This window comes from Mycobacterium sp. E3298, from assembly GCF_001666895.1.
In the GTDB taxonomy this organism is placed as follows: domain Bacteria; phylum Actinomycetota; class Actinomycetes; order Mycobacteriales; family Mycobacteriaceae; genus Mycobacterium.
Genome location: NZ_LZJB01000357.1, coordinates 1 through 15,590, shown reverse-complemented (window position 1 = coordinate 15,590; position 15,590 = coordinate 1). Strand labels below are relative to the sequence as shown.

The 15,590-nt window shown below is 70.3% G+C and carries 16 protein-coding genes; 9 read left to right on the top strand and 7 right to left on the bottom strand.

The genetic code is table 11. The annotated features are described in order from the left end of the window. Positions 1-9 precede the first annotated feature (9 nt). From A9X05_RS16665 to A9X05_RS16645, 5 genes are read left to right on the top strand one after another with little or no spacing between them, the layout of a single operon-like run. The gene (locus A9X05_RS16665) at positions 10-1,143 is read left to right on the top strand and encodes a hypothetical protein (protein WP_067778702.1); all 1,134 of its coding nucleotides are present in this window, start codon (positions 10-12) and stop codon (positions 1,141-1,143) included. A gap of 13 nt (positions 1,144-1,156) precedes the next feature. Beyond that, positions 1,157-1,810: a DUF4129 domain-containing protein gene (locus A9X05_RS16660; RefSeq protein ID WP_067754220.1), complete on the top strand. Its 654-nt coding sequence runs from the start codon at positions 1,157-1,159 to the stop codon at positions 1,808-1,810. Continuing rightward, complete coding sequence (locus A9X05_RS16655; RefSeq protein ID WP_067754217.1) at positions 1,810-2,955, top strand: DUF4350 domain-containing protein; 1,146 nt, start codon at positions 1,810-1,812, stop codon at positions 2,953-2,955. The genes A9X05_RS16660 and A9X05_RS16655 overlap by 1 nt, the downstream gene beginning before the upstream one ends. Next, the gene (locus A9X05_RS16650; RefSeq protein ID WP_067782778.1) at positions 2,952-3,935 is read left to right on the top strand and encodes a MoxR family ATPase; all 984 of its coding nucleotides are present in this window, start codon (positions 2,952-2,954) and stop codon (positions 3,933-3,935) included. The genes A9X05_RS16655 and A9X05_RS16650 overlap by 4 nt, the downstream gene beginning before the upstream one ends. Continuing rightward, entirely contained in the window at positions 3,935-5,257 is a 1,323-nt protein-coding gene (locus tag A9X05_RS16645) for a DUF58 domain-containing protein (protein WP_067756642.1), read from the top strand. Before A9X05_RS16650 ends, A9X05_RS16645 begins: the two co-directional genes overlap by 1 nt. 39 nt (positions 5,258-5,296) lie before the next feature. Here A9X05_RS16645 and A9X05_RS16640 read toward each other — a convergent pair whose 3' ends face one another. Then, entirely contained in the window at positions 5,297-6,289 is a 993-nt protein-coding gene (locus tag A9X05_RS16640) for a stage II sporulation protein M (protein WP_067756645.1), read from the bottom strand. 36 nt (positions 6,290-6,325) lie between these two features. Here A9X05_RS16640 and A9X05_RS16635 point away from each other — a divergent pair, with 36 nt between their 5' ends. Beyond that, entirely contained in the window at positions 6,326-7,204 is an 879-nt protein-coding gene (locus A9X05_RS16635) for an RDD family protein (protein WP_067756648.1), read from the top strand. An 8-nt stretch (positions 7,205-7,212) separates the two neighbouring features. Here A9X05_RS16635 and A9X05_RS16630 read toward each other — a convergent pair whose 3' ends face one another. Further along, on the bottom strand, positions 7,213-7,614 hold the full coding sequence (locus A9X05_RS16630; protein ID WP_067756651.1) for a hypothetical protein: 402 nt from the start codon (positions 7,612-7,614) through the stop codon (positions 7,213-7,215). Positions 7,615-7,818: 204 nt separating this feature from the next. On the opposite strand from A9X05_RS16630, the gene A9X05_RS16625 reads away from it, so the two are divergent. After that, positions 7,819-8,526 (top strand): PadR family transcriptional regulator, encoded by a 708-nt coding sequence (locus tag A9X05_RS16625; protein WP_067756721.1) that lies wholly within the window; start codon positions 7,819-7,821, stop codon positions 8,524-8,526. A 26-nt stretch (positions 8,527-8,552) separates the two neighbouring features. On the opposite strand, the gene glpK is transcribed toward A9X05_RS16625, so the two are convergent. Beyond that, positions 8,553-10,019 (bottom strand): glycerol kinase GlpK, encoded by a 1,467-nt coding sequence (glpK, locus tag A9X05_RS16620; protein ID WP_067756725.1) that lies wholly within the window; start codon positions 10,017-10,019, stop codon positions 8,553-8,555. A gap of 135 nt (positions 10,020-10,154) precedes the next feature. Between glpK and A9X05_RS16615 the strand changes: the two genes are divergently transcribed. Both A9X05_RS16615 and A9X05_RS16610 read left to right on the top strand, forming a co-directional pair. Next, positions 10,155-11,627, top strand: coding sequence for a glutamate--cysteine ligase (locus tag A9X05_RS16615; protein ID WP_067756654.1), 1,473 nt, complete (start codon positions 10,155-10,157; stop codon positions 11,625-11,627). Between the two features lie 21 nt (positions 11,628-11,648). Then, positions 11,649-12,329 carry a class I SAM-dependent methyltransferase gene (locus A9X05_RS16610; protein WP_067782773.1) on the top strand — a complete coding sequence of 227 codons (681 nt, stop codon included), beginning with the start codon at positions 11,649-11,651 and terminating at the stop codon, positions 12,327-12,329. 3 nt (positions 12,330-12,332) lie between these two features. Here A9X05_RS16610 and egtE read toward each other — a convergent pair whose 3' ends face one another. The 4 genes from egtE to A9X05_RS16590 form a co-directional block, all read right to left on the bottom strand. Further along, positions 12,333-13,481: an ergothioneine biosynthesis PLP-dependent enzyme EgtE gene (gene egtE / locus A9X05_RS16605; protein ID WP_067756659.1), complete on the bottom strand. Its 1,149-nt coding sequence runs from the start codon at positions 13,479-13,481 to the stop codon at positions 12,333-12,335. Continuing rightward, positions 13,478-14,443 (bottom strand): L-histidine N(alpha)-methyltransferase, encoded by a 966-nt coding sequence (gene egtD, locus A9X05_RS16600; RefSeq protein ID WP_067756662.1) that lies wholly within the window; start codon positions 14,441-14,443, stop codon positions 13,478-13,480. Before egtD ends, egtE begins: the two co-directional genes overlap by 4 nt. Further along, the gene (gene egtC, locus A9X05_RS16595; protein ID WP_067756665.1) at positions 14,440-15,153 is read right to left on the bottom strand and encodes an ergothioneine biosynthesis protein EgtC; all 714 of its coding nucleotides are present in this window, start codon (positions 15,151-15,153) and stop codon (positions 14,440-14,442) included. The genes egtD and egtC overlap by 4 nt, the downstream gene beginning before the upstream one ends. After that, on the bottom strand, positions 15,153-15,590 hold a 438-nt coding region (locus A9X05_RS16590), incomplete at its 5' end, for an SUMF1/EgtB/PvdO family nonheme iron enzyme (protein WP_156736776.1). The genes A9X05_RS16590 and egtC, both read right to left, overlap by 1 nt.

The window sequence follows — 15,590 nt, the reverse complement described above, 5'->3', positions numbered from 1 at the left end:
GGCGACCGAATGGCGGCCGCTGGACCTAGACACCGCCATCGACATGGTGGCCGACCGCTTCGTCGAGGCCCGCCGCCGGGATACGGCCCGCCGCCCGGGTACGGCCCGCCGCCCGGGTACGGCCCGCCGCCCGGGTACGGCCCGCCGGCGTGGCAATCCGGCCCCCGTGTTCCGGCAGCGGTCAAACCCGGCATCATCCCGTTGCGGCCACTCACCCTGGGTGACATCTTCAACGGCGCGGTCGGTTACGTCCGCGCCAATCCGAAGGCCACGCTGGGGCTGACGACCGTCGTGGTGGTGGTCATTCAGATCGTGACGAAACTCGCCGTGTACGGGCCGCTGGCGGCCTACGGCAGGTTGAGCACCGACCACGCGAAGGAACTGACCACCGGGGTCATCGGCGCCTGGTTGACGTCGATGAGCGCCGGCGTCCTGGTCGCCTGGCTAGGCGGCATGCTGTTGTCCGGGATGCTCACGGTCATCGTCGGGCGGGCGGTGTTCGGCTCGCCGATCACCATCGGCGAGACGTGGGCCAGGATCCGTGGGCGCCTGCTGCCCCTGTTCGGTCTGGCCCTGCTGGAGGGGGCCGCCCTGGCGGTCGTCGCCGGGCTGGTGATCGTGGTCATCGCGGTGCTGGCGGCCATCGGCAACGCCGCGGCGGCGGTCGTGCTGGGTCTGCCGCTGGTGCTGGCCGTGATCGCGCTGTTGATGTACCTGTACACGGTGGTGTTGTTCGCGCCCGTGCTGATCGTGCTGGAGCGGCTCCCGGTCCTGGACTCCATCACCCGATCATTCGCTCTGGTACGCAACGGCTTCTGGCGGGTGCTGGGCATTCGGCTGTTATCACTGCTGGTGACGTCCGTCATCGCGGGGGCGGTCGCGGTGCCGTTCGAGATCGCCAGCAAGTTCTTCCTGGTCAGCACGGCGACCGCGGCTTTCATTGCCAGCACCGCGGTGGCGTCGGTGGGCGCCGCGATCGGCGAGATCATCACCGCGCCGTTCAACGCCGGCGTCATCGCTCTGCTCTACACCGACCGCCGGATCCGCGCCGAAGCCTTCGATCTGGTGCTGCAGACCGGCGCCGCGGGCGGCCCCTACGCGACCGAGTCCACCGACAACCTGTGGCTGACACGGCCGGTCTGAGGACGAGCTGACCGTGCCCTCCATCGACATCGACCGCGATGCCGCCCATCAGGCGGCGCAGGACGAACTCAGCAAGCCGATCTACTCCAAGGGTTCGGCCGGGCAGCAGATGGCCGAGTGGCTCAACGAGATCATTTACCGGCTGCTGCAGAAGACCGCCTCTTTCCCCGGCGGGTGGCTCACGGCCACCGTCCTTTTCATCATGCTGGCAATCGCGTTGGCGGTCGCGATCCACGTCGCGCGGCGCACGATGCGCACCAACCGCGGCGGTGACTATCAGCTGTTCGAGGCCGCGCAGCTCACCGCGGCCCAGCACCGTGCGACGGCCGAAGACTTTGCGGCGCGGGGCGAATGGACCGCAGCGATTCGCCACCGCCTGCGGGCGGTCGCCCGCCAGCTCGAGGAGACGGGTGTGCTGAACCCGGCGCCCGGCCGGACCGCCAACGAACTGGCCGTCGACGCCGGTGCCGCGCTGCCCCACCTTGCCGGCGAATTAGCGCAAGCCGCAACGGCTTTCAACGACGTCACCTACGGTGAGCGACCGGGAACCCAGAGCGCATACCAGATGATCGCCGACCTTGACGAGCACCTGCGCTCCCGCTCGGCGACCGTTCCCGGGGGGCCGGGGCAAACCGCCGCGCCCGACTCGTGGGCGCAGGTGCGGTGATGGCGACCACGGCGGGTCCCCACCCGGCGAGCCCAACGGCGTTGCAGCGCTGGCGATCCTGGCGCTGGGTAATCCTCACGCTGATCGTGCTGGCCGTCATCGCCGGCCTCGATGCCTACCTGACCGCGCCGCGTCCCGGGGCGCGGATGGATCCGGCGTCGACGGGTCCCGACGGCGCCCACGCGCTGGTGACGCTGCTGCGCGGCGGCGGGGTCGACGTCGTTGTCGCCGACAGCATCGCCGATGTCGAACGGGCGGCGCGTCCCGACGCGCTGATCCTGGTGGCGCAGAGCCAGTACCTGACCGAGTCGCTACTGGACCGGCTGTCCCGGGCGCCCGGTGATCTGCTGCTGGTGGAACCAACCTCGCGCACCCGGGAGGCGTTGATGCCCGGCCTGCGCGTCTCGGCGGCCGACACGTTCGACAGCGACCCCGATTGCACACTCCGCGAGGCGACCCGGGCCGGGCCGGTTCGATTCGGCCCGAGCGACACCTACCGCGCCACCGACGGCCGACCGCTAACCCGCTGCTACGACGGCGCGCTCGTGCGCTTCCGCGACGGCGGACGGGCCATCACTGCGGTCGGCAGCACGGAGTTCCTGACCAACGGCGGCCTGCTGCAGGCGGGCAACGCCGCCCTGGCGATGAACCTCGCGGGCGCCCGGCCCCGGCTCGTCTGGTACGCGCCCCACCGGATCGAGGGCGAAGCACCGCCGCCCGGCTCGATCGCCGACCTGATCCCGCAGAACGTGACGTGGATCGTCTGGCAATTGTGGCTTGTCGTGCTGCTGGTCGCCCTCTGGCGGGGCCGGCGGCCCGGCCCGCTGGTCGCCGAGGAACTGCCCGTCGTGGTGCGCGCGTCGGAGACCGTCGAGGGTCGCGGACGGCTGTACCGGTCCCGCCGGGCGCGCGACCGAGCCGCCGCGGCGCTGCGCACCGCCACACTGCAGCGGCTGCTGCCCCGGCTCGGTCTGAACACGGGCGCGTCGGCGCCCGCGGTGACGGGCGCGGTGGCCGCCCGCAGCGGGGCGGATCCGGCGTTCGTCTCCTACCAGCTGTTCGGCCCGCCCCCGGCGACCGACAACGACCTGTTACAACTTGCCCGTGCGCTCGACGACATCGAAAGGCAGGTCACACGGACGTGACGCAGACCCCTTCCCCCGCGGAAACCACCCCCACGGCTGAGTCGGCGCGAGATGCGCTGCTGGCCTTGCGCGGCGAACTCGCCAAGGCCGTCGTCGGCCAGGAGGGGGTGGTCAGCGGCCTGGTGATCGCGCTGCTGTGTCGCGGTCATGTGTTGCTGGAAGGCGTTCCGGGAGTGGCGAAGACGCTGCTGGTGCGGGCGCTGGCGGCCGCGTTGCGGTTGGAGTTCAAGCGGGTGCAGTTCACCCCCGACCTGATGCCAGGCGATGTCACGGGATCACTGGTGTACGACGCCCGCACGGCCGCTTTCGCGTTCCGTCCCGGTCCGGTGTTCACCAATCTGCTCCTTGCCGACGAGATCAACCGCACCCCACCGAAAACGCAGGCCGCGCTGCTCGAGGCCATGGAGGAGCGTCAGGTCAGCGTGGATGGCGTGGCCCAGCCCCTGCCCGACCCGTTCATCGTCGCCGCGACCCAGAACCCCGTCGAATACGAGGGCACCTATCAGCTGCCCGAAGCCCAGCTGGACCGCTTCCTGCTGAAGCTGAACGTGACTCTGCCGCCACGGGATTCGGAGATCGCCATCCTCGGCCGGCACGCGCACGGCTTCGATCCGCGCGACCTGTCGGCGATAAAACCGGTGGCCGGACCCGCCGAACTGGCAGCCGGGCGCGACGCCGTGCGCAACGTGCTGGTCGCCGACGAGGTGCTGGGGTACATCGTCGACATCGTCGGAGCCACCCGGTCCTCACCCGCGCTGCAGCTCGGCGTCTCGCCGCGCGGGGCCACGGCGCTGCTGGCCACCGCTCGTTCCTGGGCCTGGCTGTCCGGCCGCAACTACGTCACCCCCGACGACGTGAAGGCGATGGCCCGCCCGACGCTGCGGCACCGGGTGATGCTGCGCCCCGAGGCCGAACTCGAAGGGGCCACCCCCGACGGAGTCCTCGACGGAATCTTGGCGTCGGTCCCGGTGCCCCGCTAGTGATCCTGACCGGACGCACCGGGCTGGTCGCGCTGATGTGCGTCCTGCCCATCGCGCTGTCCCCCTGGCCGGCAAGGACTTTCGGAGTACTGCTGGCCACCCTTCTGGCGGTGGTGATCGCGGACATCGGGCTGGCGGCCAGCACCCGCGAGTTGCGCTACGTCCGGTCGCCGGACCGCTCCGCCCGGCTCGCGCAGCAGGTGGACGTCGGACTTCTGATCCACAACGACGGCCGGCGCCGGTTCCGCGGCCAGGTTCGCGACGCGTGGCCGCCCAGCGCGGGCGCGCGGCCGCGCATCCATCCCGTCAACATCCCCGTTGGCCAGCACCAGCACGTCCAGTCCCAACTGCGGCCGGTCCGCCGCGGCGAGCAGCGCGCCGCGGTCGTCACCGCCCGGTCCATCGGCCCACTCGGGCTCGCGGGACGGCAGGGCTCGCAAGCGGTGCCGGGCCTGCTTCGGGTGCTGCCGCCCTTCCTGTCCCGCAAGCACCTGCCGGCGCGACTGGCCAAACTGCGTGAGATCGACGGGCTGCTTCCCACGCTGATCCGCGGGCAGGGAACGGAATTCGACTCACTGCGCGAGTATGTCGTCGGTGACGACGTGCGGTCGATCGACTGGCGCGCCACCGCGCGTCGCGCCGACGTCGTCGTCCGCACCTGGCGTCCCGAACGCGACCGGCGCGTCGTGATCGTGCTGGACACCGGGCGTACCGCGGCGGGCCGGGTGGGCGTCGACCCGACGGCCGCCGACCCCGCCGGCTGGCCCCGCCTGGACTGGTCCATGGATGCCGCGCTGCTGCTGGCGGCGCTCGCGTCGCGGGCGGGTGACCACGTCGACTTCCTCGCCCACGACCGGGTCACCCGCGCCGGCGTTTTCGGGGCGTCGCGCACCGAACTGCTCGCGCACCTCGTGGAGGCGATGGCCCCGTTGCAACCGGCCCTGCTCGAACCGGATTGGACCGCAATGGTTTCCGCCATCGCGCGGCGGGCCCGCCGGCGCTCACTCGTGGTGTTGCTGACCGACCTCAACGCGACCGCCCTCGACGAGGGCCTGCTGCCGGTGTTGCCGCAATTGTCGGCCAAACACCACCTCATGGTGGCGGCCGTCGCCGACCCACGGGTCGACCAAATGGCCGCCGGGCGTTCGGATCCCGCCGCCGTCTACGACGCGGCGGCCGCGGAACGGTCCCGCAATGACCGCCGCGCGATCGCCACGCGGCTGCGCCGCAGCGGGGTGGAGGTCGTCGACGCCCCACCCACCGAGCTGGCGCCCGCCCTTGCCGACCGCTACCTGGCGATGAAGGCCACCGGCCGGCTTTAGCGCCGAGCAGCGGCGTCAGGAGAAGGCGGGCAATCGGCGCTAGCCGGTGGGTACCACGTCGGGCGCGTCCTCGATGTCACCGGTCTCACCGGCCCGCACGGCGCGGCGACCGAAATACACGATGTAGGCGAGGAAAGCCACCTCGGCGATGACCCCGATGCCAACCCGAACGAAAGTCGGCAGCGGCGAGGGCGTGACCAGCGCCTCGATCAGCCCCGAGACCAACAGCACGCCGGCCAGCCCGATCGCGACCGACACCACGGCGCGGCCCTGTTCGGCGAGCGCCTGGCCGCGCGGCCGGTCGCCGGGCGCGATCACCGACCACCCCAACCGCATGCCGGCGGCACCGGCCAGGAACACCGCCGTGAGCTCGAGCAGCCCGTGCGGTATCAGCAGCCCGAGCAGCAGGCCACCCTTGCCGGCCTGGAACATCAGCCCCGAGATCAGTCCCAGGTTGGCGGCGTTCTGGAAGAGCACGAACGGAATCGGCAGTCCCAGCAGGACCGACGACGCGATGCACTGCGCGGACACCCAGGAGTTGTTCACCCAGATCTGCAGGGCGAACGCGGCGGCGGGATGTTCGCTGTAGTAGGCCGCGATGTCGTGGTTCACCAATTGTTCGATGTCGCTTGGGGTTCCGGCGGCCGACTGCACCTCCGGATTGCCGGCCACCCAGAAGGCGATGATCACGGCCACGGCGTAGAACGCCACGGCGGTGCCCAGCCACCACCGCCACGACCGGTAGGCGACCACCGGGAAGGACACCGCCCAAAACCGCACGAAGGTACTGCTCAACGGAGCATGCGCGCCGGTCACCACGGAACGGGCGCGCGCAACCAGGCTCGAGAGCCGACCGATCAACAGCGAGTCCGACGACGCCGAGCGCAGCGTAGAGAGGTGGGTGGACACCCGCTGATAGAGCTCCACCAGCTCGTCGACTTCGGCGCCGGTCAGTGAGCGTCGTTTCCCGACCAGCCGGTCCAGGCGGTCCCAGGTGCCGCGATGGGCCAGCACGAATGCGTCGACGTCCACCCTGCGCAGCCTAATCGCCCTGTAGCGTTCGGTGTTATGTCGGAGGTGGTGACCGGCGACGCGGTCGTGCTCGACGTGCAGATCGCCCAGTTGCCGGTGCGGGCGTTGAGCGCACTGATCGATATCGCCGTGATGGTCGTCTGCTACCTGCTCGGACTGATGTTGTGGGCCGCCACGCTCACCCAGTACGACTCGGCGCTGAGCACCGCCGTGCTGCTAATCTTCACCGTGCTAGTGCTCGTCGGCTATCCGGTGACGCTCGAAACGGCAACGCGCGGACGGTCGGTGGGCAAGATCGCGATGGGCCTGCGGGTGGTGTCCGACGACGGCGGCCCAGAACGGTTCCGGCAGGCACTGTTTCGGGCACTGGCGGCGGTGGTGGAGATCTGGATGCTGTTCGGGAGTCCGGCCGTCATCTGCAGCATCCTGTCCCCGAAGGCCAAGCGAATCGGCGACATCTTCGCCGGCACCGTGGTCGTGAACGAACGCGGGCCCCGCCTGGGTCCCCCTCCCGTGATGCCGCCGTCGCTCGCCTGGTGGGCCTCGTCTTTGCAACTTTCCGGCCTGTCCCCGGGCCAAGCCGAGGTTGCACGCCAATTCCTCTCGCGTGCACCGCAACTCGATCGCCAGCTACGCCACCAGATGGCATACCGCATCGCCGGCGACGTGGTGTCTTGCATCGCGCCGCCGCCCCCGCCGGGCGCCCCGCCGGAATTGGTGCTCGCCGCCGTGCTCGCCGAACGGCACCGCCGGGAACTCGCACGGCTGCGTCCCGCGATGCCGCAGGCGGTCCCCGCACCGTGGTCAGCCTGGCCGCCGGCGCCGCCGCCGCAGGCCGTCCCGTGGCCGGACCAGGGCGCCGCGCACCAGGCGCCGGCGAATCCCGCGCCGGGCGGTTTCTCACCGCCGAGCTGACGGGTGCGCTAGCCGGAGACGCTTGCCGCCATGAGCAGGACGTCGGCGATCAACAGCGCCCAGCCGAGCAGGGGAACCGCGATCCCACCGCGACGCTTGGCGGTGAACAGCGAAATGACGATGACCACGACGGCGACAGCAGGGGCGCCGTAGAACGCGGTCCCGAAATCGATTCCCCCATGGCCCAGGTTCGGGCAACTGCGGTCGGAGCAACCGCCGGTACTCATCACCGCGCCCAGCGCGAAAAGCATCACGATGGCGGCGGCGGGCACCATGGCCAGCGCCAGGGCCCAGTTGACCCACGGCCATACGTTGCGGCCGCCACTTCTGGGACCGCTGCCGCCCCGCGCGGGGTCGGTCGGGCTGGAGGTTCCGCTGCCCACCGCGAGGTTGGAGTTATCAGCGTTCATCCCAGAGTTCCTACCCGCCGCCCGTCGGGCGCAAACCGGGCGGGCGACGCGAGCAGCGGCCGGCATGGTCGCCGAACCGCAGGTCATCGGGGTTCACTCGGGCCGTCTTCAAGGCAACCGTTGCATCGCGATCGTTTCCGATATATCGTGATACTTCGAAGCGCACAGACGGTGCGCTACCCCGAGAACATGAGGACAACAAACATGAGCAATCCATTCACTCCACCCGTCGGACCGTTCGCCGGTCAGGGCTTCGGCTTCGGCACCGGCCCGGTCCAACGGCGCGCCCTGCACGGCGCCCGGCGCCAAGCCCGGCGCGAATTCTTCGAACACCTGCGCGACCACGCCGGGGACCAGGGCTTCGGCCCCGGTTTCGGTCCGGGCTTCGGCCCGGGTTTCGGCCCCGGATTCGGTCCGGGTTTCGGTTTCGGCCCGGGCGGCCGGCGCGGCGGATGGCGGCGCGGCGGCCCCGGTCGCGGCAAGCGCGGTGACGTCCGCGCGGCCATCCTGGCGCTGCTCGCCGAGCGGCCGATGCACGGCTACGAGATGATCCAGCAGATCGCCGAACGCAGTAACGGACTCTGGAAGCCCAGCCCCGGTTCGGTCTACCCGACGCTGCAGTTGCTGACCGACGAGGGCCTGATCACCGCGAGCGAGAGCGAGGGCAGCAAGAAGCTGTTCGAGCTGACCGACGAGGGCCGCACGGCGGCCGAGAAGGTGGAGACCCCGCCGTGGGACGAGATCGCCGAAGGGGCCGACCCGGGTCACATGAACCTGCGGGCGGCCGTCGGCCAGCTGTTCGGCGCGGTCGCGCAGTCCGCGCACACCGCCACCGCCGAGCAGCAACAGCGCATCGTCGAGATCCTCAACAACGCGCGACGCGAGGTCTACGGCATCCTCGGCGAAGACTGAGCCCGTAGCACACAGCGGACCCTGGATCAGGTCACGTCGACCCAGTCCAGGGTCCGCTGCACCGCCTTGCGCCAACCCGCGTAGCCGGCGGCGCGCTGCTCGTCGGTCCAGGCCGGCGTCCACCGCTTGTCTTCGTGCCAGTTCGCCCGCAGGTCGGACGGACCGGCCCAGAACCCCACCGCCAAACCCGCTGCATAGGCCGCGCCCAGCGCGGTCGTTTCGGCCACCACCGGCCGCACCACGTCGACCCCGAGCACGTCGGCCTGAATCTGCATGCAGAGGTCATTGGCGGTGATGCCGCCGTCCACCTTCAAAACCTCAAGGCGCACACCGGAATCCGCCGCCATCGCGTCCACCACGTCGCGGCTCTGGTAGCAGATCGCCTCCAGCGTCGCGCGGGCGAGGTGCGCGTTGGTGTTGAACCGCGACAGCCCCACGATCGCGCCCCGGGCGTCGGATCGCCAATAGGGCGCGAACAGCCCGGAGAACGCCGGGACGAAATAGACCCCGCCGTTGTCGGTTACCTGACGCGCCAACGACTCGCTTTGCGCGGCACCGCTGATGATGCCCAACTGGTCGCGCAGCCACTGCACGGCGGCCCCGGTGACCGCGATCGAGCCTTCGAGCGCGTAAACGGGTTTGGCGTCGCCGAACTGGTAACAGACGGTGGTCAACAGCCCGTTGTCCGATCGCACGATCGTCTCGCCGGTGTTGAGCAACAGGAAGTTTCCGGTGCCGTAGGTGTTTTTCGCCTCCCCTTCCGACAGGCACACCTGGCCCACCATCGCGGCATGCTGGTCACCGAGGACCCCGGTGATCGGCACCTCGCCACCGACGGGCCCGGTTGCTGCGGAGACGCCGTACGGCTGCGGCGACGACGACGGCGCGATCGCCGGCAGCATCGCACGCGGGATGGCGAAGAATGACAGCAACTCGTCGTCCCAGTCCAGGGTTTCGAGGTCCATCAGCATGGTCCGGCTGGCGTTGGTCACGTCGGTCACGTGCACGCCGCCGCGCGGGCCGCCGGTCAGATTCCACAGCACCCAGGTGTCCGGGGTGCCGAACAGCGCGTCGCCGCTTTCGGCCGCCTCCCGCACCCCGTCGACGTTCTCCAAGATCCACTGCAATTTGCCACCGGCGAAGTACGTCGCCGGCGGCAGGCCCGCCTTGCGGCGGATCACGTCGCCGTGGCCGTCGCGTTCCAGCGCCGAAGCGATGCGGTCGGTGCGGGTGTCCTGCCAGACGATGGCGTTGTAATAGGGCCGCCCGGTGCGCCGATTCCACACCAGCGTGGTCTCCCGCTGATTCGTGATACCAAGGGCAGCAATGTCTTTGGCGGTCAGGTTGGCGCGGTTCAACACCGACATCAGCACCGACGAGGTACGCTCCCAGATCTCCACCGGGTCGTGCTCGACCCAACCGGCACGGGGCAGGATCTGTTCGTGCTCGAGCTGATGCCGAGCGACCTCGGTGCCGTCGTGATCGAAGATCATGCAGCGGGTGCTGGTGGTTCCCTGGTCGATGGCGGCGACGAAGTCGGACACGTCAGGAGTCCATCATGGTCTGCCCGACTCGACAAGCGGCCGGGTTGCTTGCGTTACCGGCGGTAACCCTGTTCCATCGGCGGTGTGGGCGAAGAGGTCAAGCGCACCACGTACACCAGCGCACATCGTCGGGAGTACCAGCGCAAGCTTGAACTTTGCCTGGACGTCCTGGAAACGATGCTCGCGCAGTCGCACTTCGACTCCGACAAGCCGCTCACCGGCATGGAGATCGAGTGCAACCTGGTCGACGCCGATTATCAGCCGGCGATGTCGAACCGCGATGTGCTGGACGCCATCGGGGACCCGGCGTTCCAGCCGGAATTGGGCGCCTACAACATCGAATTCAACGTGCCACCCCACGCCCTGCCCGGACACACCGCGCTGGACCTCGAAGGTGAGGTGCGGGCCAGCCTGAACGACGCCGAGATCAAGGCCGGCCTGGGCGGCGCGCACATCGTGATGATCGGAATCCTGCCCACGCTGATGCCCGAGCATCTGGCCACCGGCTGGATGAGCGACTCGCGCCGGTATGCCGCGCTCAACGAGTCGATCTTCACCGCCCGCGGCGAGGACATCCCGATCAACATCTCCGGCCCCGAACCGCTGAGCTGGCAGGCCGTGTCGATAGCGCCCGAATCCGCCTGCACCAGCATCCAATTGCATCTGCAGGTCGCGCCGGAGACATTCGCCGCCAACTGGAACGCGGCCCAGGCGGTGGCCGGGCCGCAGCTCGCGCTGGGCGCCAACTCGCCATACTTCTTCGGCCACCAGTTGTGGGCCGAGACGCGCATCGAGCTGTTCACGCAGTCCACCGACACCCGGCCCGAGGAGCTGAAGTCCCAGGGGGTGCGGCCGCGGGTGTGGTTCGGCGAACGGTGGATCTCCTCGGTCCTCGACCTGTACCAGGAGAACATCCGCTACTTCCCTCCCCTGCTGCCCGAGGTGTCCGACGAGGATCCGCTCGCCGAGCTGGCCGCCGGGCGGGCACCGCGGCTGTCCGAGATGCGGCTGCACAGCGGCACCGTGTACCGGTGGAACCGGCCGGTCTACGACGTGGTCGACGGGCGACCGCACCTGCGGCTGGAGAATCGGGTGTTGCCGGCCGGGCCGACCGTGGTGGACATGCTGGCGAATTCGGCCTTCTTCTACGGACTGCTGCGTAGTCTGTCCGAGGACACCGATCCCGTGTGGGCGAGCATGGATTTCACTGCGGCACAAGCCAATTTTCTCGAGGCGGCGCGCAACGGCATCGACGCCCGGCTGCAGTGGCCGGGCCTGGGCGAGGTGGCGGCGACCACGCTGGTGCTCGACACGTTGCTGCCGATCGCCGACGATGGGCTGCGCCGCTGGGGCGTGGACGCGGAGGTGCGCGATCGCTTCCTGGGGGTCATCGAGGGCCGCGCGAGGACCGGCCGCAACGGCGCCGGCTGGCAGGTGGCCACCGTGCGCACGCTGGAAGATGCAGGTATGACCCGGCCCGCAGCGCTGGCCGAGATGCTGCGCCGGTACTGCGAGCACATGCACGCCAACGAGCCGGTGCACACCTGGGAGTCCTGACCGCGGGGGTACGTTGAAACCATGCCCGACGATCAGGTCATGGACTGGGACAGCGCCTACCGCGAGCAGGCCCATTTCGAAGGCCCGCCGCCGTGGAACATCGGTGAGCCGCAACCGGAGCTGGCCGCTCTCGTCGCCGCCGGCAGGTTTCGCAGCGACGTGCTGGACGCCGGCTGCGGGGTCGCCGAGCTGTCGTTGGCGCTCGCCGCCCAGGGCTACACGGTGGTCGGTGTCGACCTGACGCCGACCGCGGTCGCGGCCGTCGCCAAGGCCGCCCAGGAGCGGGGCTTGACGACCGCCAGCTTCGTGCAGGCGGACATCACGTCGTTCAGCGGCTATGACGGCCGCTTCTCCACGGTCGTCGATTCCACGCTGTTTCATTCGCTGCCCGTCGAGGGCCGCGACGGCTACCTGAGCTCCATCCACCGCGCGGCCGCGCCGGGCGCCAGCTTGTTCGTCTTGGTGTTCGCCAAGGGCGCCTTTCCCGCCGAAATGCAACCGAAGCCCAACGAAGTCGACGAGGACGAATTGCGCGCGGCGGTGAGCAAGTACTGGGAGGTCGACGAGATCCGCCCGGCCTACATCCTGTCGAATGTCGTCGAGATTCCCGATGCTCCCTTCGAATTCCCGCCGCATGAACGCGACGACAGGGGCCGGATCAAGATGCCCGCCTACCTGCTGACGGCGCACAAGGCGGGCTAGTTTTCAGGCCGACGTCGCCGCGGTCGCGGCGATCAGCGCCTCGGCGAAGGTCTCCAGATCGCCGGCCGTGGTGTCGAGGTGTGGCGAGAGCCTCAGCACCGGCCCGGCCAGCTGCAGGGGCGCCCGCTGCACGCCGACGAAGGTGATCAGGATCCGCCGCTCGGCCAGCAGCCACGACTGCACCACTTGCGGGTCGGCGCCGTCGACGGGCGCCAGCGTGGTGATCGCGCTCGGCTCGTCGACCTCTTCGACCACCGCCCAGCCGGGCACGTCGGCCAGCGCCCGGCGGCTCGCGGCGCCCAGCTCGGCCAGCCGCCCGCGCACCGCCTCCGGCCCGTACGCCAGATGCTCGCCTAACGCCAGCGAGAATCCTAGGCGCGCCGCGACATTGGCTTCACCGAACTCAAGCTGCTGGGCCACCGAGAACGACCCCGCGAGCCAATCCGGCGCCGCCAGCCGCGGCCGCAGGCCCGCCATCAGCTCCCGGCGCACCGCGAGGGCCCCGACCCCGCGCGGCCCGGCGATCCACTTGCGCGACGACGCGTAGGTCACGTCGGCGCCGACCGCGCAGTCCACCTGGCCCAGCGCCTGCGCGGCGTCGACCACGAGCGGCAGCCCCATCTCGCGGCACAGTTGCGCCACCATTGGCAGCGGTTGCACCACACCGCTGTGGCTGCCGACAGCGGTCAGGTGGACCAAATCGGGGGGGTCGGCCTCCAGCGCCATCGCCGCGTCGTCGAGCGCCAACCGGCCATCCCCGAGCGTCGGCAGCAGCTGACGGTCGAATCCATGGGCGGCCAGCAGCGCGAGGTTGGGGCCGTACTCACCCGGCAGGCACGCCACCTTGCGGCGCCCCGCCGGCCAGGCGCCGAGCAGCAGGTCGAGGGCGTTCAGGGAGCCCGTTGTGAACACCACCTCGGCGTCGGGCATGCCGGCCAGCGCGGCGAACGCCACCCGTCCGGCGTCGAGCGCGGGTGCGGCCGCCTCGGCCGCGACGTAGCCGCCGACTTCGGACTCGTTGCGCGCGTGCTGGGCGGCGGCGTCGATCACGGAAAGGCTTTGGCGCGAACACGCCGCGCTGTCCAGGTGCAGCCCGGCCGCCGGCAGGCGGGCCGCCCGCCACCGGTCAGCCAGCGAACCCGCGGGCGTCACTTCACGGCCAGCGACAACCCGAAGTCACCCGCGGCGTCCGTCCACCATCGGGTGGGACGCAACCCCACGCCGGTCAATTCGGCGCTCACCCCGTCCGGGCGGAACTTGCACGACACCTCGGTGAGCATCTCCTCGCCGGCCGCGAAATCCACGGTCAGGTCGAGCGCGTCGACGCGGACCCGCTGGGCGTGGCCGGCGCGCAACCACATCTCGATGCGCTCCTCGTCGGCGTTCCAGCGCGCCACGTGTTGGTATGCCTCGACGTCGAAGTCGGCGTCGAGTTGCCGGTTGATCACCGCCAGCACATTGCGATTGAACGCCGCGGTCACCCCGGCCGAGTCGTCATAGGCCCGCACCAGCCGGTGAATGTCCTTGATCAGATCCGTCCCGAGCAGCAGGCTGTCGCCCGGCCGCATCTGGGCGGACAGGCTCGAGAGGAACTCCGCGCGCGGCCCTGGCGTCAGGTTGCCGATCGTGGACCCCAGGAACACGAAGAGGCGACGCCCGCCGGTCGGGATCTCGGTCAGATGTTCCTCGAAATCGCCGCAGACGGCATTGATTTCGACGCCCACGTATTCCCGTTGGATGGCCGCAGCGGCCGTCGAGAGGATGCCGGCGTCGACGTCGAACGGGACGAACCTGCGCAACGATCCGCGGGCGCGCAGCGCGTCGAGCAGCAGCCGGGTCTTCTCCGAGGTTCCACTGCCGAGCTCCACCAGGGTGTCGGCCTCGCTGGCCGCCGCCACTTCGCCCGACCGGGCGCGCAAGATCTCGGCCTCGGCGCGGGTGGGATAGTACTCGGGCAGCCGCGTGATCTGATCGAACAGATGGCTGCCCAGCGAATCGTAGAACCACTTGGGCGGCAACGACTTCGGCGTCCGCTGCAGGCCGTCGAACACGTCACGGCGCAACGCCTGGTGCGCGGAGTCGGCGGCCAGGTGGTTGGACAGTGTCAGCGTCATCGATAACCTTCCGAGTGATCCAGCGGGGTCAGCGCCACACCCGTCGCGGTGACCTCGACGAGGTGGCAGTCCGGCACTTCCGCCCAACCGGGGTCGTCGTCGTAGGGCTCGCTGGCCAGGACGACACCATCGGCGCGGCGCAGGATCGACAGCGTGTCTCCCCAGGCCGTCGCCAGCAGGCGAGAACCGTTGGCGGCAAGGATGTTCAGCCGCGCGTTCGGGTCGGCGGCCGCGATCTCGGTGATCGTCTCGCCGAGCGCATCGAGGCCGCGCTCGAAGATGGCCGCCGCGAGTAGCGCACTGTCACAGACCGATTCGGCCCGCGAGGTCGGGGGCAACACGGCGCGGTCGACAACTCCGTTGTGCGACAACAGCCATTGGCCGTCGGTGAACGGCGCCGTCGCGCTGACGTCGATAGGCATCCCGACCGTCGCCGAGCGCACCGCGGCCACCACGCAGTGGCTGCGCAGCGCGGGCGCGACGGAGTCGAACGACGCGTCACCCCACAGCGGCGCCGGGCTGCGCCAGCGGCGGGGAACTTGCCGCTCCGCAGCGACATCGAAAAACCCGACACCCCAGCCGTCGGCGTTGAGCAGGCCGTGCTTCTGCCGGCGCGGGGCGTACGACTGCACCCGCAGGCCCGACGGGGGGTCCAGCACAAGCGAGGAGACGGTGACGTCGGCCCCGAGCCAACCGAGGTGGCGGCACATCAGGCGAAATCCTCGGCGTCCCAAGCCAACCGGACACCGGAGAAGATCTGGCGCCGGATCGGGTGGTCCCAGTTGCGGAAGCTCGGCCGCAGGATGCTGGGCTCCACGGCCCACGAGCCGCCACGCAGCACCCGGTAGTCGCCGTCGAAGAACGGCTGGGAATAGCGCTCGTAGATCATCGGGACGAAGCCGGGCCAGGGCCGCAGCGGGGACGCGGTCCACTCCCAGACGTCGCCGAGCATCTGCTCGGCCCCGTACGCCGAGGCGCCGGCCGGGTAGGCGCCGACGGGCGCCGGGCGCAACGCCCCGCCGCCCAGGTTGGCCAGTGCGTCGGACGGGGGCTGCGACCCCCACGGGTAGCGGCGCCGACGGCCGGTGGCCGGATCCCACGCGCAGGCCTTCTCCCATTCGATCTCGGTGGGCAGCCGCGCGCCGGC